This window comes from Methanosarcina sp. KYL-1, assembly GCF_024372725.1.
GTDB lineage: Archaea > Halobacteriota > Methanosarcinia > Methanosarcinales > Methanosarcinaceae > Methanosarcina.
In genome coordinates this window covers 24,921-50,994 of sequence record NZ_VOUA01000011.1, presented here as the reverse complement: position 1 = coordinate 50,994, position 26,074 = coordinate 24,921, and the positions used below count along the sequence as shown (strand labels likewise).

Annotated in this window: 23 protein-coding genes; 15 read left to right on the top strand and 8 right to left on the bottom strand. The window is 48.8% G+C overall.

What is annotated here, in order from left to right:
* Positions 1-71 precede the first annotated feature (71 nt).
* From FTO70_RS09365 to FTO70_RS09325, 9 genes are all read left to right on the top strand, one after another.
* On the top strand, positions 72-1,067 hold the full coding sequence (locus FTO70_RS09365) for a phosphate uptake regulator PhoU (RefSeq protein WP_255335535.1): 996 nt from the start codon (positions 72-74) through the stop codon (positions 1,065-1,067).
* A gap of 895 nt (positions 1,068-1,962) precedes the next feature.
* Positions 1,963-2,604, top strand: a complete 642-nt coding sequence (locus FTO70_RS09360) for an Era-like GTP-binding protein (RefSeq protein WP_255335489.1) — start codon at positions 1,963-1,965, stop codon at positions 2,602-2,604.
* A 5-nt stretch (positions 2,605-2,609) separates the two neighbouring features.
* A complete protein-coding gene (locus FTO70_RS09355; RefSeq protein WP_255335488.1) occupies positions 2,610-2,969 on the top strand; it encodes a DUF2073 domain-containing protein in 360 nt (119 codons plus the stop codon).
* A 14-nt stretch (positions 2,970-2,983) separates the two neighbouring features.
* Positions 2,984-3,496 carry a hypothetical protein gene (locus tag FTO70_RS09350; protein WP_255335487.1) on the top strand — a complete coding sequence of 171 codons (513 nt, stop codon included), beginning with the start codon at positions 2,984-2,986 and terminating at the stop codon, positions 3,494-3,496.
* Positions 3,497-3,505: 9 nt separating this feature from the next.
* A complete protein-coding gene (locus FTO70_RS09345) occupies positions 3,506-3,640 on the top strand; it encodes a hypothetical protein (RefSeq protein ID WP_255335486.1) in 135 nt (44 codons plus the stop codon).
* 244 nt (positions 3,641-3,884) lie between these two features.
* Entirely contained in the window at positions 3,885-4,499 is a 615-nt protein-coding gene (gene hxlB / locus FTO70_RS09340) for a 6-phospho-3-hexuloisomerase (protein WP_255335485.1), read from the top strand.
* Positions 4,500-4,618: 119 nt separating this feature from the next.
* The gene (locus FTO70_RS09335; protein ID WP_255335484.1) at positions 4,619-5,731 is read left to right on the top strand and encodes a pyridoxal phosphate-dependent aminotransferase; all 1,113 of its coding nucleotides are present in this window, start codon (positions 4,619-4,621) and stop codon (positions 5,729-5,731) included.
* A gap of 378 nt (positions 5,732-6,109) precedes the next feature.
* The gene (locus tag FTO70_RS09330) at positions 6,110-6,571 is read left to right on the top strand and encodes a hypothetical protein (RefSeq protein WP_255335483.1); all 462 of its coding nucleotides are present in this window, start codon (positions 6,110-6,112) and stop codon (positions 6,569-6,571) included.
* Positions 6,534-7,664, top strand: a complete 1,131-nt coding sequence (locus FTO70_RS09325; RefSeq protein ID WP_255335482.1) for a cytochrome c biogenesis protein — start codon at positions 6,534-6,536, stop codon at positions 7,662-7,664. The genes FTO70_RS09330 and FTO70_RS09325 overlap by 38 nt, the downstream gene beginning before the upstream one ends.
* Before the next feature lie 178 nt (positions 7,665-7,842).
* Here the strand turns inward: FTO70_RS09325 and FTO70_RS09320 are convergent, their stop codons facing one another.
* Positions 7,843-8,841 (bottom strand): NOG1 family protein, encoded by a 999-nt coding sequence (locus tag FTO70_RS09320; RefSeq protein ID WP_255335481.1) that lies wholly within the window; start codon positions 8,839-8,841, stop codon positions 7,843-7,845.
* A 613-nt stretch (positions 8,842-9,454) separates the two neighbouring features.
* On the opposite strand from FTO70_RS09320, the gene FTO70_RS09315 reads away from it, so the two are divergent.
* A complete protein-coding gene (locus FTO70_RS09315; protein WP_255335480.1) occupies positions 9,455-10,330 on the top strand; it encodes a CBS domain-containing protein in 876 nt (291 codons plus the stop codon).
* Between the two features lie 78 nt (positions 10,331-10,408).
* On the opposite strand, the gene hisE is transcribed toward FTO70_RS09315, so the two are convergent.
* From hisE to FTO70_RS09300, 3 genes are all read right to left on the bottom strand, one after another.
* Complete coding sequence (gene hisE / locus FTO70_RS09310) at positions 10,409-10,723, bottom strand: phosphoribosyl-ATP diphosphatase (protein WP_255335479.1); 315 nt, start codon at positions 10,721-10,723, stop codon at positions 10,409-10,411.
* Between the two features lie 48 nt (positions 10,724-10,771).
* A complete protein-coding gene (locus FTO70_RS09305; protein ID WP_304364460.1) occupies positions 10,772-12,058 on the bottom strand; it encodes a 3-isopropylmalate dehydratase large subunit in 1,287 nt (428 codons plus the stop codon).
* Positions 12,059-12,354: 296 nt separating this feature from the next.
* Positions 12,355-13,197 (bottom strand): YkgJ family cysteine cluster protein, encoded by an 843-nt coding sequence (locus FTO70_RS09300; protein WP_255335478.1) that lies wholly within the window; start codon positions 13,195-13,197, stop codon positions 12,355-12,357.
* A gap of 129 nt (positions 13,198-13,326) precedes the next feature.
* Between FTO70_RS09300 and FTO70_RS09295 the strand changes: the two genes are divergently transcribed.
* Positions 13,327-13,830 carry an amino acid-binding protein gene (locus tag FTO70_RS09295; protein WP_255335477.1) on the top strand — a complete coding sequence of 168 codons (504 nt, stop codon included), beginning with the start codon at positions 13,327-13,329 and terminating at the stop codon, positions 13,828-13,830.
* Positions 13,831-13,898: 68 nt separating this feature from the next.
* On the opposite strand, the gene FTO70_RS09290 is transcribed toward FTO70_RS09295, so the two are convergent.
* The 4 genes from FTO70_RS09290 to FTO70_RS09275 form a co-directional block, all read right to left on the bottom strand.
* Entirely contained in the window at positions 13,899-14,822 is a 924-nt protein-coding gene (locus FTO70_RS09290; protein ID WP_255335476.1) for a hypothetical protein, read from the bottom strand.
* Positions 14,823-15,186: 364 nt separating this feature from the next.
* Positions 15,187-15,861 (bottom strand): ABC transporter ATP-binding protein, encoded by a 675-nt coding sequence (locus FTO70_RS09285; protein WP_255335475.1) that lies wholly within the window; start codon positions 15,859-15,861, stop codon positions 15,187-15,189.
* Between the two features lie 57 nt (positions 15,862-15,918).
* Complete coding sequence (locus FTO70_RS09280; RefSeq protein ID WP_255335474.1) at positions 15,919-16,908, bottom strand: DUF3344 domain-containing protein; 990 nt, start codon at positions 16,906-16,908, stop codon at positions 15,919-15,921.
* Positions 16,877-18,643 (bottom strand): CARDB domain-containing protein, encoded by a 1,767-nt coding sequence (locus FTO70_RS09275; RefSeq protein ID WP_255335473.1) that lies wholly within the window; start codon positions 18,641-18,643, stop codon positions 16,877-16,879. Before FTO70_RS09275 ends, FTO70_RS09280 begins: the two co-directional genes overlap by 32 nt.
* A gap of 762 nt (positions 18,644-19,405) precedes the next feature.
* On the opposite strand from FTO70_RS09275, the gene FTO70_RS09270 reads away from it, so the two are divergent.
* From FTO70_RS09270 to FTO70_RS09255, 4 genes are all read left to right on the top strand, one after another.
* Complete coding sequence (locus FTO70_RS09270; RefSeq protein ID WP_255335472.1) at positions 19,406-21,874, top strand: DUF3344 domain-containing protein; 2,469 nt, start codon at positions 19,406-19,408, stop codon at positions 21,872-21,874.
* Positions 21,875-21,960: 86 nt separating this feature from the next.
* Positions 21,961-23,661, top strand: coding sequence for a DUF3344 domain-containing protein (locus FTO70_RS09265; RefSeq protein ID WP_255335471.1), 1,701 nt, complete (start codon positions 21,961-21,963; stop codon positions 23,659-23,661).
* Entirely contained in the window at positions 23,658-24,860 is a 1,203-nt protein-coding gene (locus tag FTO70_RS09260) for a hypothetical protein (protein ID WP_255335470.1), read from the top strand. Before FTO70_RS09265 ends, FTO70_RS09260 begins: the two co-directional genes overlap by 4 nt.
* 135 nt (positions 24,861-24,995) lie before the next feature.
* Positions 24,996-26,069 (top strand): DUF3344 domain-containing protein, encoded by a 1,074-nt coding sequence (locus tag FTO70_RS09255; protein ID WP_255335469.1) that lies wholly within the window; start codon positions 24,996-24,998, stop codon positions 26,067-26,069.
* Positions 26,070-26,074 lie beyond the last annotated feature (5 nt).

The window sequence follows — 26,074 nt, the reverse complement described above, 5'->3', positions numbered from 1 at the left end:
TACTATAAATATGTAGCAAATAGTATCAAATCTTGATATTTAACTTCATTAAGTAAAAAAGGGGAATTAATATAGAGACCAGAAAAGTTCAACAGACCGGCGGATCCACATTCATTATCTCCCTCCCCAAACAGTGGGCTGAAAAAGTAGGAATCAAAACCGGAATGCGGGTTTCCCTCCTGACCCAACCCGACGGGAAACTGGTGATTGACCCGATCCTGGAAGGGCAAGCGCTCAAGACGAAAAAGATCGACATTACCGACTGTGAAGGAAACGCCCTTGAAAGGGATATTATTGCCGCATACATTTATGGCTACGACAGGATAGAATTCACCTCAAAGAGGATACTTTCCGAACAGAAACAGATCATCCGGAAGGTATGTTACAAACTGATCGGCCCTGAAATCATCGAGGAAAGCGCAAACTGCGTGGTCATCCAGGACCTCCTGAACCCCAGTGAACTCCCTATCAAAAAAGGCGTACACCGGATGTTCCTGATCACAAGTTCCATGCAAGAGGATGCCATAAGGGCTCTGCGGACTGTTGACCACGACCTTGCCCTGGACGTGAGCCAGAGGGATGACGAGGTAGACAGGTTGTACCTCATGATCTCCAAGCAGTTCAGGTCCGTCCTTTGCGGGGGCAGGATACCCGACTCCTCGGAAACAAGTATCGAGGAATACCACGATTTCAGGATGGCGGCAAGCCCCCTGGAAAGAATCGCAGACCACGCCCAGAGGATAGCAAACGTTGCCTCAAAGCTGGAAACCGCTGTTCGTGCCGATGTAATGGAAGAGATTGAGGACCTAAGCAACACTTACATGGAACTTGTGAAGCAGGCAATGGATTCCCTTTATAATGCGGATACACCCCTTGCCAACAAGGTAATCGACGGCATCAACAGCATGCGGCCCCGGGTAAAGGAACTGAACGCATCCATCCTCAACCTGGAATCCCACGAAACCATGATATCCCTCGGGATGGTTGTGGACAGCCTCTCCAGGATAGGAGACCTGGGCTCAAACATAGCCGAAGTAGCCATAAATTCCTCCATAAGGGACAAATGAAAAGGCCCTGCCCGGGAAAAGCAAAGCCACGAGGGAAAGGAAAATACTGCCGAAAAAGAAAAAAATACTGCTCCCCTGAAGCCCCTTCCATAAAAAGTAAAAAAGATAAATATAGGAATAGCGCTTAAGTTCAGAGTTAAGCAAAATAACCGTACCGTGAAACACAGGTAAGCACCTGCGGCGAGATCCGGCAAAAACCGCTCTTCCTGAGGTGCATATATGGATTGTTGAGCACATCTGCAGAAAAAACGCCTTAATTTGCCCTGAAGTGCCAGGAAAAAGGAAAAAACGCAAAACCCGGAAGACAGGAATTTTCGTACCGTAATCTCGAGAAAAAGGCTGAATAACGGGAAAAAGGCTAAAAAGGCATTTTAGAAACACAGACGCAACCCGGATGAAAACGACATACTGAGGGTCGGACCTGTGTTGTTAACAGTCATTTTTATTGTTAGAATCCGGAATGGAAATAGGAAGTTATAGGAAGTTATTTAAAGGAACATACAGAGAATCTGTACGCACCTAAAAAAAGTTTTACACTCGGGAAAAGTATTTGCGGAAGACATGAAAGTTCCTCATGAAAATAAAGCCTTTCAAGGAATTTACTCCCGGAAAACAGGCATTTGACAAGAAATTTATTTATATCCTGGTGTTATTTTCACGGAGGCAGTTGCGCCTCCATATGAGAAAGGGTGCAAATATCCTTATTATATCCAGGGCTTATACCGGAGAGGAAGCCGAGTGTCTTCAATTTCTGCGGTTTCCTGGACTCAACAAATGAAAATTATTTATATGCATGGGTCGATTAAGATAGCAGAGTTGTGCAAAACACCATCCACTCATAAGGAAAGCAATCCGAAAATCCTTAGGTGTATGCCTTTCCCAACGGAGGGAAGCAATGAGTATGATAAAACGATTTAAGGTAAGCTTTTCAAAGATCTTTAATAAGATGTTTAAGAAAAAGGGAGCTTGTATAGGAATCTACGGACCCCCTAACGCCGGCAAGACAACCCTCAGCAACCGGATCCTTCACGATTGGGTAGGGAATGAGGAAACCATGGGCTCCGTGTCGCATATCGCCCACGAAACCAGGCATGCAAAACGCCGGAACGGCCTCACCATCGAAGCAAACGGGCACACAATCACCCTTGATATCGTGGACACCCCCGGACTTGCCACGAAAATCGATTTCCATGATTTCATGGAGCAGGGGATGAACGATGTCGAGTCGAAGAAAAGGTCCAAGGAAGCAACGGAAGGTGTGATCGAAGCCGTTAAGTGGCTCGAAGACCTTGACGGGGTCATCCTGGTCATGGACTCCACTGAAAACCCGTACACACAGGTTAATGTGACGGTAATCGGGAATATGGAAGCCAGAAACCTGCCCCTCTTGATAGTTGCAAACAAGGTTGACCTTCCGGATGCCGACCCCGGAGTTATCAAGGAAGCCTTCCCACAGCACCCGATGGTTCCGGTCTCAGCGCTTGAAGGAGTCGGAATGGACTCGTTTTATGAAGCACTTGCAAAACAGTTCGGGTGATCGACATGCAGGGAATTCAAATGGATCTTGTATCCGAAGCCAAGATATCCCAGATGGCTTCGATGGAAAAAGTCCGCTATATCATCGACGAGGTAAGGAAAGGAAAAATCCTGGTGCTTGAAAAGGGCTTAAACCCTATGGAGGAAGCAAAGCTCATCGAAATGACAATGTCGGCCATCCAGCCGGATGTGTTTTCTGGAATTGAGATGCAGAGCTACCCCGCAAATACGGACGCCTCCTTGCTGGGAAAATTCTTCAAAAAACAGAGTAATAAAAGGCTCACTGTGATAGGACCTGCAAACCAGCTCAAAACCCTCAAAAAGGACCGGAACCTTATCAGTGCACTTGTCTCTGCAAGTGAATAAATGAAGTGGAAACAATGTGTGCCCAGAAGACACAAGACCTGGAAGTAAAAATATTCCCTCCCCAGTCCCTCGGTTCCTTTGAGATGGGCAGGAACGACGTCAATGTGATCTGTACCTACGGAAAGATTGCCGTATGGTTCGGACGTAAGGTTCCCGATTACATCATAGCGCAGGTACTTTTAGGGATCTCAAAAGTGGACCCTTCCACCGTTCATGAGTTTGAGATTATCTGCGATTTTGATGACATCACCGAATATGAAAGCAAGGGGTACACACTGGTTTCCTACGGGAAAACCTCAGGCGGATATCGGGTGAACTACAGTATCCCATTTTCCAGCAAAAAAGCCCTTTTTCATTTATCCAAATTTATTGTTGAAGAACTCCGGAGAGGAGACGTGCGTAAAGACTTCTACTGGAACGGAAGCGATTGCGACATACAGCGGCTCTACCAGGAATTCAGAAGCAATATTGAAAGCTGGGAACTGAAGGCAATCAATTATAAGACGGAACCGCAAAGCTCCCGATAAAAGGTCGACATGCGCAGAGGCAACCGACATGCGCAGAGGCATTGTAAGGAAGTTTTCCGGGAATTTGTCCGGATACACGCCCGCCCCCTCATAGAACCCGGGCCTGCAGCGGAAGCAGCAGAAGTAGCAGAAGCAATTGCATGAAGCTTTCCGGGAATTTGCCCGGATACCCTTCCCGAAAGGTTTTCGAAAGCTTTCGGGGAGATTATACACGAATAATTTAATGAACTGTCATTAATAAGTTAAAGGACTTTCATTAGATTAGTAAATAATTTAAGGAACCATCGTTAGTTATTTGATGTAGATCGGTAAATCAAGCGCTAACCAATTGATTATTATCGATAAGGAAATTGGGGAGTTGCCCCAATATTTTTTTCGGAGAACTCGTATGAAAGAATTTCAGGTAAATGACTGCGAAGATGTACTGTTATCAATGAGATTGATTGTGGATCAGCTAAATGACGTGATTGGCAAGCTTGACCAGGAAGCCATAAAAGGCATGCTCAAAAAAATCCTTGAAGGCGAAAGGGTCTTTGTAATGGGTGCCGGAAGGTCAGGGCTTGTTGCCAAGGCTTTTGCCATGCGCCTCATGCACCTCGGGTTTACCGTGTATGTTGTCGGAGAGACCACCACCCCGGCCGTGCGCGAGGAAGATGTCGTGATTGCGATCTCAGGGTCAGGGGAAACCCGTTCCATAGCTGACCTTGGGAAAATCGTAAAGGATATCGGATCACCCCTGATAACGGTCACTTCCAAAAAAGAGTCTACACTCGGCAGGATTTCGGACATAGCCATGGTTCTCCCGAGCAAGGCCAAAAACGACCTCGACGCAGGAGGCTACCTTGAGAGGAACATGCGGGGAGATTACAAAAACCTGCCTCCCCTGGGAACTGCTTTTGAGATCACCTCACTTGTGTTCCTGGACTCGGTAATCGCCCAGCTGATTATGCTTACAGGGGCCTCGGAAGCCGAACTCAAGTCAAGGCACACGAATATCGAATAAAAACCCTGAAACAAAAGCCCGAAAAAGGCCGGGACATCCTGAGCCTGCGGGCCGCTGGCATGGGAACCCACTGGCAGGAAACATAAAAACCGGCAGGAATAAGAGCAGGAGGGTCTGACATGAAGGACATGAAGTTTTCAGAGAACGTACTCAGGATAGACACATCAGGGATCCGGAAGATCTTCGAAGCTGCAGGCTCAAACGCCATCAACCTCGGATTGGGGCAGCCTGACTTCGACACCCCGAAGCATATCAAGGCCGCAGCAATCAAAGCCATAAACGAAGGTTTTACAGGCTACACCGTGGGCCCGGGAATCCCGGAACTGAGGGAAGCCCTGAGCCGCAAGTTCCAGGAGGAGAACGGGTTTTCAGTATCCCCCCAGGAAATAATCGTCACCTCAGGGGCATCTGAAGCCCTGGCAATCGCCCTGGCAGCCCTCCTGAACCCGGGAGATGAGGTCCTTATCTCAAACCCCGGCTTCGTATCCTACAACGCCCTTGTCGAGATCCTGAACGGAAAGTCCGTAAGTGTCCCCCTTGCAGAAGACCTTACCATGAAGCCGGAAACCGTGCTCGAGAAAATCACCCCGAAGACAAAGGCCATTATCCTTAACTCCCCCTCCAACCCCACGGGCGCCGTTGCAAGCAAGGCCGACATCAAGGCCCTTGCCGAAATTGCCGACGACCACGGAATAACGATTATCTCGGACGAAGTCTACGAATACTTCATCTACGAAGGGGAACACGTAAGCCCTGCCAGTTATTCGGACAATGTAATCACGGTAAACGCAACTTCCAAGAGCTATGCCATGACCGGGTGGAGGCTCGGATACGTAGCCGCAAAGCAGGAGTATACGGCCCAGATGCTTAAGGTGCACCAGTACATCCAGGCCTGCGCCAACTCCATCGCCCAGAAAGCCGCCCACGCTGCCGTGACAGGCCCGCAGGACTCGGTCACAACCATGCGCGAAGAGTTCAGGAAGCGCAGGGACGTGCTGGTAAAAGGCCTCAATGAGCTTGGAATGGAATGCCCGCTCCCCAAAGGGGCTTTCTACGCCTTCCCGAAAGTCTCCAACTCCGCAGAAGTAGCTTCCAAACTGATCTCAAACGGAGTGGTAGTTGTACCCGGGACAGCTTTCGGAAGCGGAGGCGACGGCTACATAAGAATTTCCTATGCAGCATCCATGGCAGACATTGAAAAAGCACTTGGCATTATGGAAAAAGTCCTCTGAAAGGGAAAAGGGGCTTAAAGAAGCAGGTTTGGCGGAGGCAGATATCCCTCCGTTCCCCTCTGCTGCCCCGTAATTTCTTAAGTTTCCACCTGCTTTCCAATACTTCCTTACTTTCCCACTGTTTTCCCAGACTTCCTTGCAAGAGATTACATCTTTTATTAAATAGCAAGGAAGCTGAATCAAAGAAAGCTAATTCAAGAAAGCTAATTCAAGAAAGCTAATTCAAGAAGCTAATTTCGTAGTGACTCTTTTCAGAGAGCCATTTTGATTGCTCTTTTCTTTCTCCAACGTCCCGGATTCAAAAAGAAAATTATATAAAAAAGAGAAATCGTATGGATTTTGGTAAAAGTTATATTCAGGTCATTCTAATGGAATAATGTGAAAAGCGGAGAGCTGTTTGCAGTCATTTCGGCAGTTATTCTTATCGGCATCATTGCCTTGAATGTCATACCTGTCCACGATTTTCCAGGCAATGAACGGGATGAAGCTGGCCTGGAACTCAACATCAGCGCATCCGGGGCCATAAAAAACGTGGCCAACGACTCCATCGCTTCGACATACATCTCGGAGCACTTCAGGGTGCCGGAGTGGAGGGTCGTAAAAACCACACTCATCCGCAATACCGCGTATGACCTGAACGGGAGCACGGTCCGGGAAGGAGAAGATGTCTGGAAGGTTGAGATCCTGGAAAGGACCTGTGCCTGTGCAGGTGTAAACACCCTGTACGTTATCGAGGGCTACGTTTCCGCGGATACGGGAGAAGTTTTGAATGTTTCCACGAAAATGGCTTCAGAAGAGAACTATGAAAGAACAACCTGTTCAGCTACATCATGCCATTAAGGGAATACTCGGGCTGCTCCTTTGCTCTTTCTTGCTGCTAAGCCCGGCTTTTGGTTCCCCCGGCCAGGCAGAAGCTGTCTATGTGGATTATTTTTACGAAGAAGGCTGCCTTAAATGCCAGCAGGCCCTTCCGGTTGTGACAAAAGTTGTTGAAAGGTATCCGGACATCAACTATTCCAGCCATGAGATAATGGCCGACTACTCCCTCATGCAGGAATACGGGATTAGCTCTGTCCCTGCAGTCGTGGTCAACCGGAGTTTTGTAATCGCATACCAGGACTACGGGGGAAATGAAACCCTGTTCGAAGCCCTGCTGATAGAAGCCATAGAAAACCCGCCCTCCGCACCCATGACTCCCGAAAGCGGTGTTTCGGGACCGGAAAAACCTGCCGGGCAAAACGAAACCGCCAGCAAGTTGAACCCCTTCATAATCCTGACAGCAGGCATCCTTGCAGGTTTCAACCCCTGCCTGCTTGCTGTAATGGCATTTCTGGCTTCGATTACCCTCTCCCAGCAGGGAGGGAAAAAGGAGATGCTGAAGATTACCGCCGGCTTTTCGGCAGGGATCTTCACCATGTACATGTTTGCCGGGTTAAGCATCCTGGGGACGATTGATTTCCTGCCCGGAATCCGGAGGACCTTTACCACCCTGACGGTACTTCTGACCGGAGTCCTCGGGCTCTGGCACCTCTACGACGCATACTGGTTGAAGACTCATGCAAAATCCACGTTCAGGACCCCAAAAGCCCTCAAGGACTTCATGAGCCGGATGGGGGAAAGAAACCTCCTGCTGCTGTCCTTCCTTGCAGGGGGGATGTTTTCCCTGGTCAAGGCCCCCTGCGTGGGGGCAATTTACCTCTCAGTCCTGAGCTTTCTGTCAACAAAAACCAATGTCACGGAAGGAGCAATATACCTCGGGCTTTACAACCTGGGCCTGCTGCTCCCGGTAATTATCCTGGGGTTTCTCCTCTCCTTCGGGCTGAGCCCGACGGCGGTTACGGAATTCAGGGAAAAAAGGCGCGTGGAAATAAGGCTGGCAACAGGACTGATACTGGTCTTACTGGCCCTGCTGCTTCAACTCGGGCTTATTTGACCCATTTGACTTAAGTAACTTATTAAATTTAGTTTGCCCATTTGACTTACTTGACTTATTAAATTACTTGAATTATCTGAATTACTTGACTTATTAAATTACTTGAATTATTTTAATTGCTGGAAGAAGTCGGGCCTGAAGTTTCAGCTTGAACTTCAGGCCGGGCTCCCTTCAGGAATCAGGCCTCTGCCTCTTCATCCGGCTCCGGCGTGGAAATGAGGCGCTTTTCTTCGATCATCTCCAGCAGCCTTTCCATTACCTCTTCAATTCCTTCCCCGGTAATCGTGGAGATGTTGAACTGGACTTCATCAAGTTTCTGGAATTCCGGCCTGTCTGCCTTGTTTGCAACAACCAGCACGGGGAGGTTGAAATTTTCCCGGATTTCCTTAAGGAGACGCATCTGGTCTTTGATTTCGTACCCGCAGCTTTCACTGGGGTCCATGAGGAACATGACAACAGCGTCCAGATAGCTGATCGCGGTAATAGCCTGCAGTTCGATATCATTCCTCTCGGACATCGGACGGTCAAGAAGCCCGGGGGTGTCCATTACCTGGTAGCGGACCATATTTCGGGTAAAGTGCCCGATTGTCACACCTTTTGTAGTAAAGGGATAGGGCGCGATTTCCGGGGTTGCCCCGGTAATTCTTGTGACAAAACTGGACTTCCCAACATTAGGATAGCCCGCAACCACGACGGTGGGCTCTTCCAGAACTTCAGGGAGTTTCCTCAAGATGTTTCTGGCCTCATTTAAGAAGAGGAGGTCCTTGTTGATTGACTTGATAATGGATGCCATCCTCCCGAAAGCCTCTTTTCGGGGAGTTTCAGGGCTTTCAGCATCCCGGATTTTTCCGACGTAGACCCTGGAAACTTCATGGATCTTCCCGCTTGCCCAGTCCACGGAGGCCAGGGCCATCTTGAGCTTCTCCACACCCACAAGGATGTCGGTAAGTTCATAATAGAAGCGGGGCAAATGTTCAAAACTGGGGAAACGCCTGACAATGTTTGCAAGGTTATCGGAAAAGATGTTTGCAGCAGTCAGCATCATGGACTCATTGGCCTTGAGCCGGCTTTCCCTCCCATCAATTGTTTTCCCGGACATCGCCCTCGATGCCCTTTTGAATGCTTTGTTAGTTAATTCATCGGAAGTAGGAACAGTGTGAATTTTCTCGAATATCATATTATTCAGACCCTTTACAGGCTCCTTTCAACTATATACAGTTATTTTAAATTAAACGTTCAGCGAAGCGAAATCAGGTAAGCAAAAATTTATGGGATTCCCGGTGGAATTCCGATTCTCCTTTATTAATTTTTTCAGATTAGCCTCAAACTTTCGATCAGACTTTTTAATCATGCCTCTTTCCGCATGAAGTTTGAAATTATCTGCTTGAAGTTCGGAGTGCCGGAAAACTATCCGGAAAAATCTTTTTAAACTTCAGGCAAGGGGATGCCGCATCATCAGAAATTTTCAGGTACAAATTTCCAGAAAATATCATTTTTGTCCCAAATATCATTTTTCCCTGTACAGATCGAAGTATCAGGGAACAGATAATGACATTACTGGTTTATTATTATAATTGTAATTACAAATCCCAACAATAGGCTTAAATGTAAGTTATGAACTCCACTGGTATACACAAAGCAGAACCGGACTCTTTTTATATTTGTAATTATAATTTGTAGTAGGGATTTATAATCATTAATTATGGCAAATACTATTATGACTGATTATTATCGATGTATAGGCGTTATACATCATCCGAATACATGTATATGAAATTGATGGTGGTTATATGGAACTCACTCCTATTCAAAAAGACATTATTATTTCATTAATCAATCTTCAGCGGCAAAAGGACCGGGCAATCAAAGGGGAAGAAATCGCAGAAGTCATCCAGCGCAACCCCGGGACTATCCGCAACCAGATGCAGCTTTTAAAGGCATTAGGACTGGTGGAAGGCGTACCCGGGCCCAAAGGAGGGTACAAGCCCACAGGAGCCGCATACGATTCCCTGCGGATCCAGCAGTTAAAAAACGAGTCCGTTGTGCCGATCTACAGGAACAACGTGATCGTAAATGGGGCCACTGCCGCCGAAATCAGCTTTACGACCGTCCGCAACCCGGACATGTGCAACGGCGTAATCCGGGTAATAGGGAACATCAAGGACTTCATAATGGATGACAAAATCCAGGTGGGCCCGACGCCCGTAAACCGGCTGATTATCCGGGGAGAGGTAACCGGAAGAGACGACACCAATAACTCGATCCTCTTCAACATCAACGAGATGATATCCCTCCCGAAAAAGCAGGTCAAGCACTACATGAAATACCCCCCGATGCTCATAAACGTAAACGCCAGCATCCAGGAAGCTACAAGGCTTTTTATCCGGAACAACGTACACGGAGCTCCAGTAGAAGACAAGGGAAAAATAGTCGGGATCGTTACATATACCGACATAGCCCATGCCATTGCCCAGGGCAAGCTCAACGTGAAAGTAAAGGATATAATGACAAAAGAGCTGATCACCGTAGACGGAGACATGCAGCTTTACGATGTCGTGAAACTCTTCCATAAATACAACGTTGGAAGGCTGATTGTCACGATAAATGGAGTGCCAAAAGGCACCCTCTCAAAAACTGACGTGATGAATGAACTCGCAGTGTACTGAAAAACATAGGGGCCAATGCCCCGAAACTTCAGTATTTTATTTTAATTCCTTATTTTAATTCCTTATTTCAAGACCCTTTTACTCCCTTTTCATACTCACATGACGGGCACTTAGCTCGGCTGCGATTTCGTCCAGGGTTATGTCATTTGCCGCAAGCATTACCAGGACATGGAAAATCAGGTCAGAGGTTTCCGAGACGATCTCTGCGTGGTCTTCGTTCCTTACCGCAAGAATCGTTTCGATGGACTCCTCACCTACTTTTTCAAGGATCTTGTTCATGCCCTTGCGATGGTTTAAAAGCTTGCAGACATAAGAACGTTCGTCATAGTTCTGCTTCCGGTCCAGAATGATGTCATACACCCTGTTTAAAATGGATAAGTCGGCATCCGGCATTCTAACACCTTTTTTTTCAAAAATAAAAATAAGAGGAAGTGAAGTTTCTCAGACCTTCCTCGGGTCGGTGATTTCTCCGGTAAGGGCGGATGCGCCCGCGGTTGCCGGGGAACAGAGATATACGAAGGACTCGGCGCTGCCTTCCCTGCCCTTAAAGTTGCGGTTGGAAGTAGCAAGGCCCACTTCCCCTGCCCCGAGGAGGCCAAAAGAGCCGCCCATGCAAGGCCCACAGCAGGGAGATTCCACGATTGCGCCGGCGTTCATGAGCTTTTCGATGTACCCGGCTTTCAGCAGTTTCATGTACTCGGTCCTTGAAGCGGGAACGACAAGGAGGCGCAGGCCCTTTGCCACAGGCTCATCGCCCATGATGTCGGCCATGATCTTGATGTCTTCGAACCTGCCATTAGTGCAGGACCCCATGAAGATCTGGTCGATTTTCGTGCCCTCGACTTCAGTTACCGGCTTTACGTTGTCTACATTGTGCGGGCAGGCTATCTGGGGTTCCAGATCCGAGATATCGTAGTGCCGGACATCGTAGTACACTGCATCCTCATCGGACTTCCAGTAAGGGTCAAGCTCGTAACCCGGGACACGCTCTTTGAGGTAAGCTTCAGTCACTTCGTCGGCTTCTATGATACCTGCCTTTCCTCCCATCTCAATTGCCATGTTGGACATGGTCATGCGCTCGGGAACGGACAGGGAACGGACAGTAGAGCCTGCAAACTCGGCAGCCCTGTACCTGGCCCCTTCTACCCCGACGTCCCCTATCAGGTGGAGAATCAGGTCTTTCGAATAAACGCGCTTCGGCAGTTTGCCTTCGATTTCAAAGCGGAAGGTCTCAGGGACCTTAAACCAGAGTTTCCCGGTGGCAAAGACAGCTGCCATGTCAGTTGACCCTATACCGGTAGAAAATGCCCCTAAAGACCCGTACGCACAGGTGTGGGAGTCCGAACCCACAATCAGGTCCCCGGGCAGCACATGCCCTTTTTCGGGCAGGACCTGGTGGCAGACCCCTTCGTACACGTCGTAGTTTAAAATGCCCTGCTCTGCCGCAAACTTCCTGAGCATGATATGGTTTTGCGCGGCATTAATCGAATCCGCAGGGACCTGGTGGTCGAATATGATCACGATTTTTTTGGGGTCCCAGACTGTTTTCTCTTCCTGGTCTTTCATTATCTCGTAAAAGCCCTGAACTGCCAGCGGACCTGTAATGTCATGAGTCATTGCCAGGTCTATGTTTGCCAGCACGAAATCTCCGGCTTTTACGGGACTTCCGGAGGCTTTCGAAAAAATCTTCTCCGAAACGGTCATCGGACGCTTGTCATTACCAGACATTCCGGTCATGGGGATAACTGGCGCTTTCTAATTAATAAATTTAATGATGGCCATTACCGGAGCATAGACGAAAAAACCTGTTCAAAACCGAATATGTATGTCCAGAATTAAGAAAAAAAGGAAGTCAGGGGATTAAGCGCAAGCCAGAGAACTCAACAGGTCCGGAAAAAACAGAGGAAACGGAGAAAAATAAAGGAATCAGGGACCTGAAAGGAATCCCTGACATTTAACTGACATTAAACTGACATTTGACTGACATTTGACTGACATTTAACTGACATTTCAAGCCTGCAATGTCAATCGATAATTTTTACAGCCCCGTTGCTGTCGTGGACGATATAGGTACATGTGCCCTTTTCAGCATTTTTCCTTGCAATTTCCGGCCCCTTATCCCCTTTTTCGAAATTTTCAAACTTTTCGTACATGGCAAGCATGTCCTCAAGCTCGGAAACGTACCTGAAGAGGAGGGCTTCTGCGAGTATTCGGCTTTCTTCCCTGGAAATCGGACACCCGAGCCCTTCACACTCGCAGGTGTACAGTTTCAGCCCTTCCAGGTAAAAGGGATAGGTCCTGCAGAGCATGGGGCGCACTGGATAGACCCTGCACCGGTTAGTCCCTTTTTCCAGAAAGATGCAGTCTCCGTTCCTTTTCCGCCTGACCATCCAGCCAAAAGCATGGATGTTGCCCTCGGAATCGATGTCTTCTTCCAGAAGCTCAAGAAAGCCCGGAAAGTCGGAAAGACTGGAGTCTTCTCCGGCACCGGTTCCGGAAAAGCCTTCGTCTCCGGCATTTTCATTTTCGTCATCCCCTTCGGCAGGGGAAGAGACTTCAGGCACCAGAGGGCCTGCGACCTCAAGTTTTGAGAGGCCTGTATGGTCCCGGATCTTTTCGATTTCCTCAGGGATAACTGCGACCCTGTTGTCCCCAAAAGCCCGCCTGCAGCACTTGCCGCAGTGCTGGCAGGAAAAACCGATTTTTTCGATTTCGGCTGCAATTTTCTCAGGGTCAAGCCTGAGAGCCATTCCGATTTCTTTCCTGAGGTCGGCTATCAGAAGAAGCTGGTACTTTGTTTTCCCGGAGTTGTGCGTACTGCCCGAACTGGAAACTTCCATGATGAAACTCGTGTCCTGCATGTACATCAAATTAACGCCGGAACGGTTAACGCCGCGAACCCAGGAATATGGCCTCGAAAAGCTTTTTTTGAGACAGGAACCGGAAATTAACCAGTAAGCTTTATATCATTGGACCCAACTTAAGATTGCATTTATATGTGGCAGACATTACTCAAAAAATTTGAAAAATACCCGGCGCAGGCAAAAGTACTTAAACTGCTTTTTGAACGCGGATTCCAGGTAAACGAGGAAGGAAAGGTAACTTCCGGAAGTATCGAGATAGCGCACACTCAGCTCGCAAAGGAAGCCGGAGTTGATAGGAGGGTTGTTGACGCAACCACAAAGACCATAGTCTCGGACGAACTTTTAAGCACGATTTTTAGAAATGTCCACTCAATCCCCTTCTTAAGAGACGTGGCCCCGGCCCTCGGCCTCGGAGTAATCATCATCATCCCCGAAGATGCCGCACATGTTGGTATCCTTGCGGAAGTTGCAGGCCTGATCTCGCAGCATAACGTTAGTATCCGCCAGGCCGTCTCGGACGACCCCTACCTCACGGACAACCCCAGGCTCACCATCATCACCGACCAGAAAGTCCCCGGAGACCTTGTGGACGATATCCTGAACCTGCCAAGCGTGAAGGGAGTAAGCATATACTGATTAAACACTGACTGAAAAATAGTTTTAAAAAAAGCGGGACAGGAAAGCCCCGCGCATCATACTGCTTTTTACGTGATAAGGGTTGCCTTTCCGTCATTATATGGCTCATAACCGGGAGTTCCAACAGGGTTAGCAAGGTAAATATAATCCTGAAGGACAGACCAGGTATTGAAAAAGCTTGCAACTTTACCTTCAGCGGCTTCATACCTGTCCACCTGGTGCCCGGGAAGGATGAATATGTCATCGTCATGGTGGGCATTTGCTACCACCGCACCGCCCGGGAGTTCCCAGAGCCGTGCATGATAGCCTCCGAGCACCCGGTACTTGCTGTCGGCCACACCGTCCCCGCGTACCCAGGTCCCGTCAGGATATGAGATGTAGTGAGTGTATTCCGAGGGGTTGTCAGTCCACCTTTGCTTCAGGATTACACTTTTAACTGTTTTCAGGTTACTCTGCTCCCAGATAAGGTTTATCGGGTCTTCGAGTTCATAGAACCACAGGACTTTTGACCATGTCCACTGAGGATAAGAGACAGATGTTGAACCAGTAACTTCCGACCATGAATAAGGGTCATCGGCGGTTGTCAGGACAACGGATTTCTCGGACAGGACCTCTTTACGGTCCCCCGGCTGCATCTCAAAAGGACCTGCCTGCGTATTCACAGTTACCTGCTTCCCCGAGGGAACTGTAAAAGATTTTGATTTTGTTAATTTATCGACTTTGAACTTCTGTTTAAGTTTCTCTCCGGAATAAGTCTCGGTAATTTCGAAATTCCCATCTTTTTTGTAATTGTAAACCGTTGTCACCTCTACTTCCACGGTGTGGGCCTGTTTCCATTCCTCCCAGGAGGAATCATCAACATTCTTTTCCCCACCGTCTTCCTTACCTGGGTCTTTCCCCGGAGCAGCCCCTGCCGCCGGAACCAGTATGACTCCAAAAAAAAGGACAATCAAAAACAAACTAACAAACTTCGATCCTTTATTTCTATTCATCTGTTCACATCCAACCAATTCACCAGAGTTAGGTCAACTTAAAATTGTCCGTTTAAATAAAAACACAAACCTGTATATAGTTATTCAACGATTATTTAGTTTATATATTTAGAAAGTTGGATTTTAAAAGAAGGAAGCACATAAGCAAGCACCCCCGGTACATGGCATCCTGACAGGATGTTCACGGGAGGGAAAAAACACTTTTCAATACAAAAGCTGACAGCCCTCTGAAGTTCTCTCCCGAGAAAATATACCCAGAAAAAACAGGCTTTTTCGTCTCTGAAGCGTTTCCAGAACTGTTATCCATGACCAGCAACCCGGACCTGCTTCAGAGGGAAAGTTCCGGCATCCTGCTTGAAAAATCTCATTCAGTGAGTTTTCCGTCCTTTAGCTTCACTACCCGGTCCGCAGCCATGGCCATTTCAGGGTCGTGGGTCGTAACGACAAAACTGACCCCTTGCTCCCGGTTAATTTTTCTCATAAGAGCCGTGATCTTTTTACCGGTACCTGAATCAAGGTTTCCTGTGGGCTCGTCTGCCAGAATAAGCCTGGGGCTGTTTGCAAGCGCCCTTGCTATGGCAACCCTCTGCTGTTCCCCCCCGGATAACTCGGAGGGAAGGTGATGCGCCCGGTGCCCCAGCCCGACCAGGTCGAGAAGCTCGTTTCCCCTCTGTTTTTGCAGGGAACGCCCGACCCTGTTAAAATACATCGGGTAGCAGACATTCTCCAGGGCGTTCATTGTTGGGATCAGGTTAAAAGCCTGGAAGACAAAACCTATTGTCTGCCTGTGCAGCCGGACAAGACCGGAGGAATTGCCGTAGTCAACTTCACCGCCCTCTATGAAAACCCTGCCCGCAGTTGGCCTGTCCAGGCAGCCTATGATATTAAGCAGCGTGGACTTTCCGGACCCTGAAGGCCCCATGAAGGAAACAAATTCCTCCTCCTCGATATCCACATCTATCCCGTTAAGGGCTTCCACGCGCAGCCCCGAATCAAATTTATAGAATTTAGAGAGGTCCATGGTTTCAACAATATTCAATTTTCATCCCTTCCTGCAAAATATCAGCTTCCTTTTCCGAGGGGGCATGGCCGCGGCTCAGGCCCCTGCTTTGGTTCCCTTTTCAGGCCCTTCAAATTCAAGCAAGAGTATTGCATTTGTTGCCAGGAGATAATCCCCATTGTCCTGGATGCTGGCAAAATTCCCTGCCGATTCCAGATAATCTCCCACCTGCCTTTCGTCCAGGGCGACCTGGGCAGTTTCGTTTGTCACATACACATTTTTCCAGCTTTTTCCACTTCCGAACAGGAGCTGTATGATCTCGCCCAGGACGGGAACTTGCTTCGTATTCTCATTAAAGAAAAGCTTGCTCCTGGCCCCGGTGCCCGAACTGTAGCCTCCAGAAGGAGAGACCGTTATCAGGCGTGCATCTGAAACGTCCCGGGGGTCAATTTCCCCTTCAAAGTAAGCAGTCGTTGTGGCCATTTCGGGATCTATCCCATATTCGGCATACAGCATGTCACAGCCTTCGGAGATCCAGTATTCGACAACTGGCAGCTCAGGACTTTCATAGACCAGGAGAAGCCCGATACCCTGTACGCAAAAAGTGCTCCCGTCCCCGGCGGTATTCACAAGCGAGACCGAATAGCTGCCGGATTTTGAAATCACCCCGGACAGGTCATAAGCATCCGTGCCTGAAAAGAAGTCATACCTGGATGCAAAGCCCTTGCTGTCGGCATACCTCTGTCCCTCAGGAAGGGGCACGGAAGTACCTTCATGAATAAGGGAGGCACTGAACTCCGGATAGATGCCTTCAAGCCCTTTTTTGCTCCAGCCCCAGTAAACATAAGCCCTTGCAAATTTTATGGAACTGCCGGCAGGGGGATCGACCTTGAAATTAACGGTATAGCTGTCATTGTACGTCAGTTCCCCGCTGTACCTGCCGTCCCCCAGGGAAAAATCAAGTGCTCCCGGGTGTTTACCATGAAGGGCAGTTTGCAGGGGCTTGTCCCCTGCATAGGAAGCCGAAACAGGCAAGCTGAGCAGCAGCAGGACATTAAGTAAAATTATAAAAGATCTCACATTCATTGTTTTCCTCATCCGACTCGGTTATACGGTTGCTTTCATCCACCTTTAAATTCAGGGTATGCTCTCCCTTCTCTGTTTTAATATGCAGCTCCTCGGAAATTGAAGCCTTACCTTCCAGTTCCGGAATATCCATAACGGTCACACTTTCCCCATCAAGATAGAGATTCACGCTAAAGTCCCGGGCAGACGCTTCTCCACTATTAGTTATGCTTAACGGGACCAGGTATGTGAGCTGTTTGGTTTCGGATTCCTGTTCAACGCACCCCCCGAAAAGCCCGAATACAAGGACTGCAAGCAAGAGGAGGGCACGTGTTTTTTTCCTCCGCACCCCTAAAAGAGCAAACGGGAAGAGGAAAAAAGCCGAAACTGCCGAAACCCCTTCACCATTTTTGACTTTTACGGGTTCCCCCAGGGAAACCGAGAGTTCGGGTCCCGATTTGACATGGGCTGCATACTTACAAACGTTGTTTCCTTCATCCGATTCCTTCACTTTACTTTCAGGGTCCGCTGCAAGCTCAAACTCATGATCCCCTTTTTCCGCAGGCCAGGTAAAAGAGGAACTGTATACCCCTCTTGCATCCATCCGAAAAGCTGCGGTGGAAACCTCCTGCCCGTCAACCCGGAAGCTTACCGTACAATTTTCATTATATAGCCCTCCGGGGTTGTGTATTATAAAGGGGATTTCCGCATCCTCCCCGTCCACCAGGGCTTCTTCCCTGATTGCCAGCTCCGGGGATAAGTCGGGGAGCGGAGTTCCAGCTGTCCCGCGGATCAGGACAAGGGATGCCAGGACAGGATGCACATAGTCTTCTCCTTCCCAGCTATCGATTTCTCCATTCCCGTCCAGGTCCGATCCTCTCAGAAAGGTAACCCTGTTTTCAGCCTGCAATTTTTCAAGCACATCAAACGCCTCTATGTCAAAGTAGCTGCCAGGGCTTCCGCTGCCTCCCAGGGCATCATAGCTCACCTCATTGGCGATATCCGTTGCCACCCCCCCATACCTCTCATTCGAAAGGTACTGAGACGGAGTCCCGAGCCTTTCGCCATTAAATTCAAGGTAATCGGGCAGTCCCTTCGAGCCGCTCAGGTACACAACCGAAAGTTCTGCATCCTTTATGCTCTCCGGGTCAGGAACGGGGCTGAAATTAACACCTGCAAAGTCGTTGACATTCACACTGCTCCCGCTCAGGCTCATCCCATGCAGGTTTACGTTGCCTGCATAGATCTGGTAGGAAATCACCGGAGCCTTCTGGTCCTCCAGAGCCGCCGCAAGCACGGTCCCATAGACCCTTCCATCCAGCCTGTTTCCGGGTTCGCCTCTGCTCGTCAGGATTTCCACCGTATTTTCCCCGGCTTTTGCAAGGGAGCTTACATCATATGAGACCCAGTAAACCCCATGCCCCGAACAGTAGACATTATCATTTTCATCGCATTCTCCGGAGAGTGGCAGCCTTTCAAGCTGGAGCCCATTGAAACCGGGCTGGACCCAGCCCTCATAGTTTTCCGTTCCGCCCCAGACCCCGACATACAAACGGGCCCAGAGGACCGAGCCCCCGGGGACGTCAAAACTCTGGGAGTATGGAGGAAAACCGAGTCCGTGTCCTCCGCTGAGGTACATATTTCCCTGGATGGTGCCCTGAGCATCCATTTCAAAAGGCATGCCTTCATAGGAATAACGGGCTTCGGAAACCGGGACCAGGAGAATTAACAGAACAAATACCAGGCATTTTTTCATGGGAATCCACTTTCCTGCTGTGTAGGAGGGAACGACCTAAGTTTTGTAATTATGTAAGCTTTTTTTGCTTGTTAAGAGGGCATCAGGAGCTAAAATTATGATATGATGCTTCATAATTATGCAGGATCTTCGCCTCCAATTATGGAAATAATGAGATTTAGCATATTATTAAATGTTACCATATGATCTTATTGTATGAAAAAACGTATGATACGCCTTTAAGATCTCAAAATGGAGGCCAGAATTTCACGGATTCAAAAGGCAAAGACATAACCATTTTTTAAGAAGGGCGCAAGAACCTTAAGTTTGGAGTACAATGCCTTTGGAAAAACACCTTTTTTTCATTTTAAATATGCATGGACCCGCGAAACCTCCCTAAAAACGGGAAAGAAAAGCATCATAAGCCCTGGTTATAGTTTCTTGAGGAACTGCATTCGAATCCTTTCATACGTTATTTCTATTGAAGGGTCCTGCTATAATTCAACTAAAAATAGGGAAAAATGATTAACAATAATGTAAAAATAATTATGAATTTGTATGTATGTATAAGGAAGTTAAAAATCAAAATTGTTAAATAATAAATAAATAATCACTATTAATTTAACTTCATATAAAAAAAGTAATATTTCATTATACAAAATTTATATAAATTGATAAATGAAACGCATACGCTCAGGATCTTAACCCGGCCAGTGCCGTAAAACAATACAAATAAATTGAGCCTTCGAAAATCCAGATCATAATAATTCAGGTGGGAAATTTATGAATCGAAAGCCTTTCCTTATACTCTTAACTTTGTTTGTGAGCTTGTGTTTGAGTGCAGGGACCTGTTCCGCCGACGAAGCCTTAGGCGGGATCCCTCTGACCGAAGTCCATGAAGGAGTTGTCACCGGAGGAGTATACTTCGACAGCTATTACGGGATAGCAGACCAGGTGAAGGGACAACCCATAACCATAAGCAAGACATTTACCCTCCCGGATGATGCGGAAATTGATTGGGCAATGCTCTTTACCAGCGTATACTGCGGCAGCCAGGATGCCAATTACCGGGGAACGGCAAACGTCAGCTTTGGAGGAACTGTTCTCGGAAATGAGACCCTGAATGTTCCTTTTGTGTTCAAAATGAACGGAGGGGACGGATTTGTCCTTGTAAACAGCCATACAAACAGGGTAACAAGCGACTATGTAATGAACTATAATGTCACAGACCTCGTACAGCCCGGGGAGAACACTGCAGTCATAAACACGGCCCCCATAGACAGCACCTTTGACGGGCGTATTAAGCTGATGTCCCTGGTTGTAGCGTACAATAACAGTAGCGATAGAACGACCTGGTACCAGGTTAACCTGGGGCATGACGTGGACAGCTACTACAGTGAGAATTCCTTAGGAGTAGATTATATTGGCAGCACGGATTTTGATGCTCAGCTGCCGGAAGGCTCCCTCCCCAAAGGTGCGAACCTGACTGCGGTGTATATGGCAAGCGCAAACGGAGCATATGCATTCAACGAGGGTGAGCTGGTCTCAAGTACTCCCCAGGGATACTACGGAGGCGGTTCCGATACATGGGATGTTACGGACAGCTTAAACCCGGCCGGCACAAACACCATGACCTACAACAGGAGCAGTTCCTACTATAAAATAGTCCTCGGTACCCTCACGGCAGAATACGAAGAAGAAACTTCCGGGAATGAGGATGCGGACCTGAACCTTACAGAACTTGCGGTATTCCATAATTCTTACGCAGGAGCCTGGAAAGACCTTAACAATACCGTGAGTGTTACGGTAAGAAACGAAGGCCCCGAAGCCGTAAGCGGGACTCCAGTCGTGCTTTTTGAAGACGGGGTTGAGGTTGGCAACGAAACTATAGAGACGCTTCCCTCCGGAGTTGACACCGTTGTCAGCTTTACCTGGAAACCCGGAGAGGAAAAGACATACAGCCTGAAAGCCGTTGCCGATCCATACAACGTCATAAGTGACCCGGACAGGACAAACAACGAAAAGAGCCTTGAACAGGTAGTGCTGCACAATGGCTATGTAGGAGACATGCCGCTTGCAACCTTTGCCCACGGGATCGTGAGAGGGAACATCAGCTATGACTACGGAGACAGCTATTACAGCGGGTCGATGGCCGCAGGAGCCACATATACAGTAAACCACACTCTTTCACTTCCGGAAGGGGCAAACGTGAAGCTTGCCAGGCTTTACACTTACTGGACCTGGAGCAATGCAGATACCCCGGTAATGAGCCTGAACTTTGCCGGAAACACCGTTATGCCTGAAGCCACCTACAGTGACAGGAAAGACTGGGGAAGTTATGACTACCCCTCGGGGACCTGGGCATGCAATGTCACGGGTCTAGTGCCAGGAAACGGGGAGTACCGCACAATCATCACCAATACCAACCCGGATACTTCGAGGTCTTTTATCATTAACGGGGTGTGTCTCCTTGTGGTGTACGAAGAACCCGAAGGAGAGGAAACCGAGTACTGGATAAATGAAGGCGCAGACATGCTCTCCACAACCGGATCCTCAGGAGGCATGACTTCTGAAGAGGCGACGACCGAAGCCCTTTTTAGCGGGACCGTGGACCTCGACCAGGTCGGCAGCGCCGAACTCTGGACAGTAGTCCCCTCAGGAAAGAACGAAGGTAATTTCCTGCTCTTCAATGAAGCCATATTCTCCGGCATTTATGAAGGGAGCCCCTCTTCATCCCTGGACATCGACCGGCTGGAAGCCGTAGAAGACTGCCTCAAGGAAGAAAATAATGCCATCGAGATCAGCGCCGCACCCTCAGAGATAGGAGGGGACTTCCTGGTGCCTTCTGGGGCCATCCTCCTGGTCAGGTACGGCAATGACTCATCCGGTGGCAATGACTCGTCCTCGATTTCGATAGGAGTCGAAATCCTTCCGGCAATCTCCTTATCCGTTACCCCAAATGAAATCTATTTCGGCACGCTTTCCCCGGGAGAAACAAGTCGTGCAGAGACAATTACCCTCCAGAATAACGGGAAGTATGCCTTAGATGTCACAGCCGATGTCACGGATTCAGCCGACAACCTCTTTATGGACGGGATCCTGCTTGATTCGGCCCCCTGGGCCAGCTTCAGCAAAACGATAGCCTCAAAAAAATCGAGCAACTCAAATGTTGCCCTCAGGGTACCCTCGGATTATGCGGGCACGGGGAATTTTGAAGGGAACCTTACTTTCTGGGCGGAAATTGCCGCCTGAAAAAGGTTTCCATTTTATTCTTTTTATTGGAGTTTGCTAATCTTATGATTTTGATGGAGCTGCCTGAAATGAAAATTAAAAAAAGTATGAGGCCGAAAAGAACACTGGAAAAATTTGCTGCGGCGTTTTACGGGAAGAAGGCTGCATACTGCCTCTTTGCTGCGGCTCTTGCGCTTCTTATTATGTCGGTCCAGCCTGGCCTGGCTGATTACGTGGAGGACGGTTGCCCGGAACCTGACAGCTTAAAAAGCGTCGATTCCGGGACCGTGAAAGGCGGGGTGTATGTGGATGGGGGACACGGGCTTGATGCAACCCCTTATACACAGACCTTCAATGTACCGGGAAACTCTACAAAATTTGCGAGGCTCTATGTGGGAGTCTGGGGGGGCAACGCCCGGAATACGGGAACTCTGGACGTCACTTTTAATGACTTTGAATTCGAAACCCTGGATCTAAAAGGGGAAGAGGATGACAATCCGGAAGTCTACTGTTCGGGAAACGGCGTATACTGGGTAACATACAATGTTACTGAGATTGCAAGTCCGGGATCGGCGGAGGCCGTGGTAAAAACCGGCGGAAGTATTGACGGGAAGGTATATGGAGTAGTCCTGGTCGCGGTATACGAAGACGAAGATGGAGACGATGTAAAGTACTGGATCAAAGAAGGGAACGTAAACCTGCACGGGGAAAGTTCGGACGGGAAAGGGGACACGAACGATGAACTAACCGTAAGTTTTTCTGGCACGGTGAACCCGGATAAATACGAGCTTGCAAGCCTGTCCGTCGTATACCTCACAGGTACCAGCGGGGAAGAAGACTACCTATATTTCAACGACGAACAGCTTTCGGACGGGACAAACAAAAATGACATCGCAAACTCAAAAGATTATTTTGACTTCAAGGTCTTTGATGTGCTGGACTACCTTGAGAAAAGTGGAAACGAGATGAGGGTTGAAAGGGGAGAAGAAGAGTACCTGCACCCGGTGCTTGCGGTGCTTAGCCTGAGCACGGGAGAGGAAGGAGACATGGACCTGAAAGTTTCGGACCTGGTAGTCCCCCTCCTCTATGCAGGGGAGGAAAATATAATAAAAGCAAGCATTGAAAACATAGGGGACGACCCTGCGTCCAGTTTTCAGGTCGCGCTCTATGTAGATGACAGGATTGTCTCCACAGCTCTCATATCCTCTCTGAGAAACGGGGGGAAAAAGACCGTGGAGTTTAACTGGGAAGCTGACTGCGACGGAGAGCACTTCCTTAAAGTATTTGCAGACTCCACGGACAGAAGAAAAGAACTTTGCGAGATAAACAACAATAACACTCCCCTGAAAGTTAATATCATCGACCTGACCCCTCCCGAAATTGAGATCGAGCAGCCTGAAGACGGAGAATCCGTAAACAGCGGGCTAATTCTTGTAAGCGGGACTGTGGAAGATACAAGCGAAGACATCAGTGTAACCGTAAATGGGGAACCAGCCCTGCTTTCGGAAGGGAAATGGCGGACCGAAGTGGAGCTGCCTGCCGGCTTCAACAGGATATTTGTCAGTGCTGTTGACGGAGCTGGCAACATGGCAGGAGAATTTTTGTTTGTGGATGTCCCCGGAAGCAAAGAAATCTCCCCGAAGAGGGACCTGCTGGAGAACGGGGAAAGAAACGCCATTGTCCAGGGAACTTCAAGGGCCATTCCTGAGAAAAGCGAGACCGAAAGCCTTCCGTTTCCGCCCTTTGCCGGAGGGGCAGGAATCCTGCTGGCCGCCTTCGTACAGCTCAGGAGGAGGTGGGGAAAGTGAACAAAAAAAGCTTCCTTCATACGGCATCTGGCTTCATTTTCCTCCTGCTCCTCCTGGGAGCCGGAGTTTCCCTCGCCTGGGCAGAAGAAGATGAATGGGAGAGCCTGCAAATTACCCTGGGGCTTGAAAACCCAACATTCTCCAAAGATGGGTACACCGTGGAAGCCCTGGAGTTTGACGGCTACGGTATGGTCGTGCTCAGGGTCTCGGAATCCGGGACAGTCCTGGGGGACGTGGCCCTTGAGAATAACTCATCCGGCTGGAGCTATCTGGACAACAAGAAGCTCAGGTTAAAGGCCGGAAACGTCACTGACCAGGAAAAACTCCCGATGTTCGGCAGCCTTTACTCCCCGAGAGCCGAGCTCATATTCGAAACAAAGGAACCGGAAGAAGAGACCGCAGCTCTGGAGCTGGACCTTGAGGCGGATGAGGAAGAATACTTCCTGGACGAGGAAGTCAGCATTGAGATGGAACTCCGAAACACCGGGGAGGTAAAGGTCGACCAGATCCGGCTTGAGGTGGATTCGGACGGGCTCGTCATCCGGGAAGCAGTCCCTCAGCGATTCATACTTGACACGGGAGCAAAAAAAACCGCTGACCTTAAATTCAGGTTCCCGGACAGAATTAAAAAAAGCTACCTGGTCACCGTGAGGGCAAGCTGGACAGACAGCTCGGGAGAACATTTCACGTCCGAGACTGTTGAAATAAAGGTTGAAGAACCCCTTGAAGTCTACAAATTCGCAAACTCTGAGACCTTCACGGGAAAAACGTTGTATGTCACAGTCTCCGTAAAAAATATACAGAAACGTACTGTGAAAGTCCGGTTCTTTGATGCGCTCCCCGGCACTTTTACCTTCATAGAAGATTCTGATACGGATGAAGAGTCGGCGTTAAACCGGGAGTTTGTGCTGGCTCCGGATGAACGCAGGGTATTTTCATACTGCATCAGCTCCGAGCAGCCCGGAGCTTACAGGGTGCCGGAAGCCCATGCATACGTACAGCTCTCCGGCCAAGCTTATGCAATAAGTTCAGGTTCTGAAGACGACGAAAACGATATAATCAGAGTGTACAGGAGAATTTCGTACAGGGACTACAAAGCAGATAAGAAAGCCGAAGAACCTGCACCCGAACCTGACCAGGGAGAGGAAAAGAACTCAACTGAAGTGAAATTGAGAGTAACAATAAGAGAAGTTTCGTAAACAAAAAATAACTGACAGCATGTATAACTGACAGTATATGTAAGAGATAGACAGGACTGAAGGGCTGAAAGAATGAGACAAAAAATGAGCTGGAGAACGGAAGGACCAAAAAACACACAAGGAACCATCAGAAGCATGATCCCTATATTCCTCTGCCTGCTCGCAGGGCTGTTTTGCCTGCTGGCATTTCCGGCACAGGCAGAGGAAACGGTAGTAAACGGATACACGGCGGACAGGCCCCTTACCCTTTACACCCATGAATCCGTGAGGGGAGGCCTGGCCTTTACGGCCGGCAGCAGTTATTACAGCGAAAAGCTCTACCCTGGAGATACCTATACCGTGAGCCACAGGGTAAACCTGCCCGAAGGGGCAAGCGTGAAAACCGCAAGGCTTTACAACTACTGGAGCTGGAGTGCGGAGGGGACGACCGGGAGATACCCTGAGCTCAGCCTGCGTTTCGAGGACGAGGAAATTGAGCCCGGGACAGAGTACAGCGACAGGAAAGGATGGGGAAGCTATGACTATCCCTCAGGCACCTGGGCTTACGATGTAAGCGAGTACATAGACGGGTCCAGAGTCTACAGCACGTGTATAGAAAACAAAGGCCCAGGTACGTCCTATTTCTGTATTGACGGCGTCGGGCTGCTTATAATCTACACCGACCCGAACGGAAAAGACCTGGAATACTGGATAAGCGAGGGAGCAGACTTACTCAACTCCCAGCTTGACAAAAACGGCAATCCGGAATTCGGTGCGGCCCCTTCCATGACAATTTGCGAAATGATGAAACCATCCCTCAGTCTACCTATCCGGAGCGCAACCCTCTGGACGGTTACACGTGCAGGGAACTGGGAAGACAATACCCTCTGGATAAATAACGCATCTTTCCCCGGAATCTGCGCAGGCAGGCCTTACCCGGACCTGGAAATTGATACGACGGACATCACTGACTACCTGAGGGATGGAGAAAATTCCATTCGCTTCCAGGCAGTTGGGGACTTTGTGCTGCCTTCGAATGCCATCCTGGCAGTTGAAATAAACCCGGGGGCAGTAAAGAGCCCCGAACCTTCCGAAGAAACTTTGGAAAGCTCCGAAACAGCCGGAAACCACGAGACCGAAGCAAAAGAAGCCCCCGGTTTCGGGGTCCAATGGGCTTTTTCCCTGTTACTTGTCAGCTGGGCCCTTGCAGGGAAGGGCAGGAATTCCTAATTTCA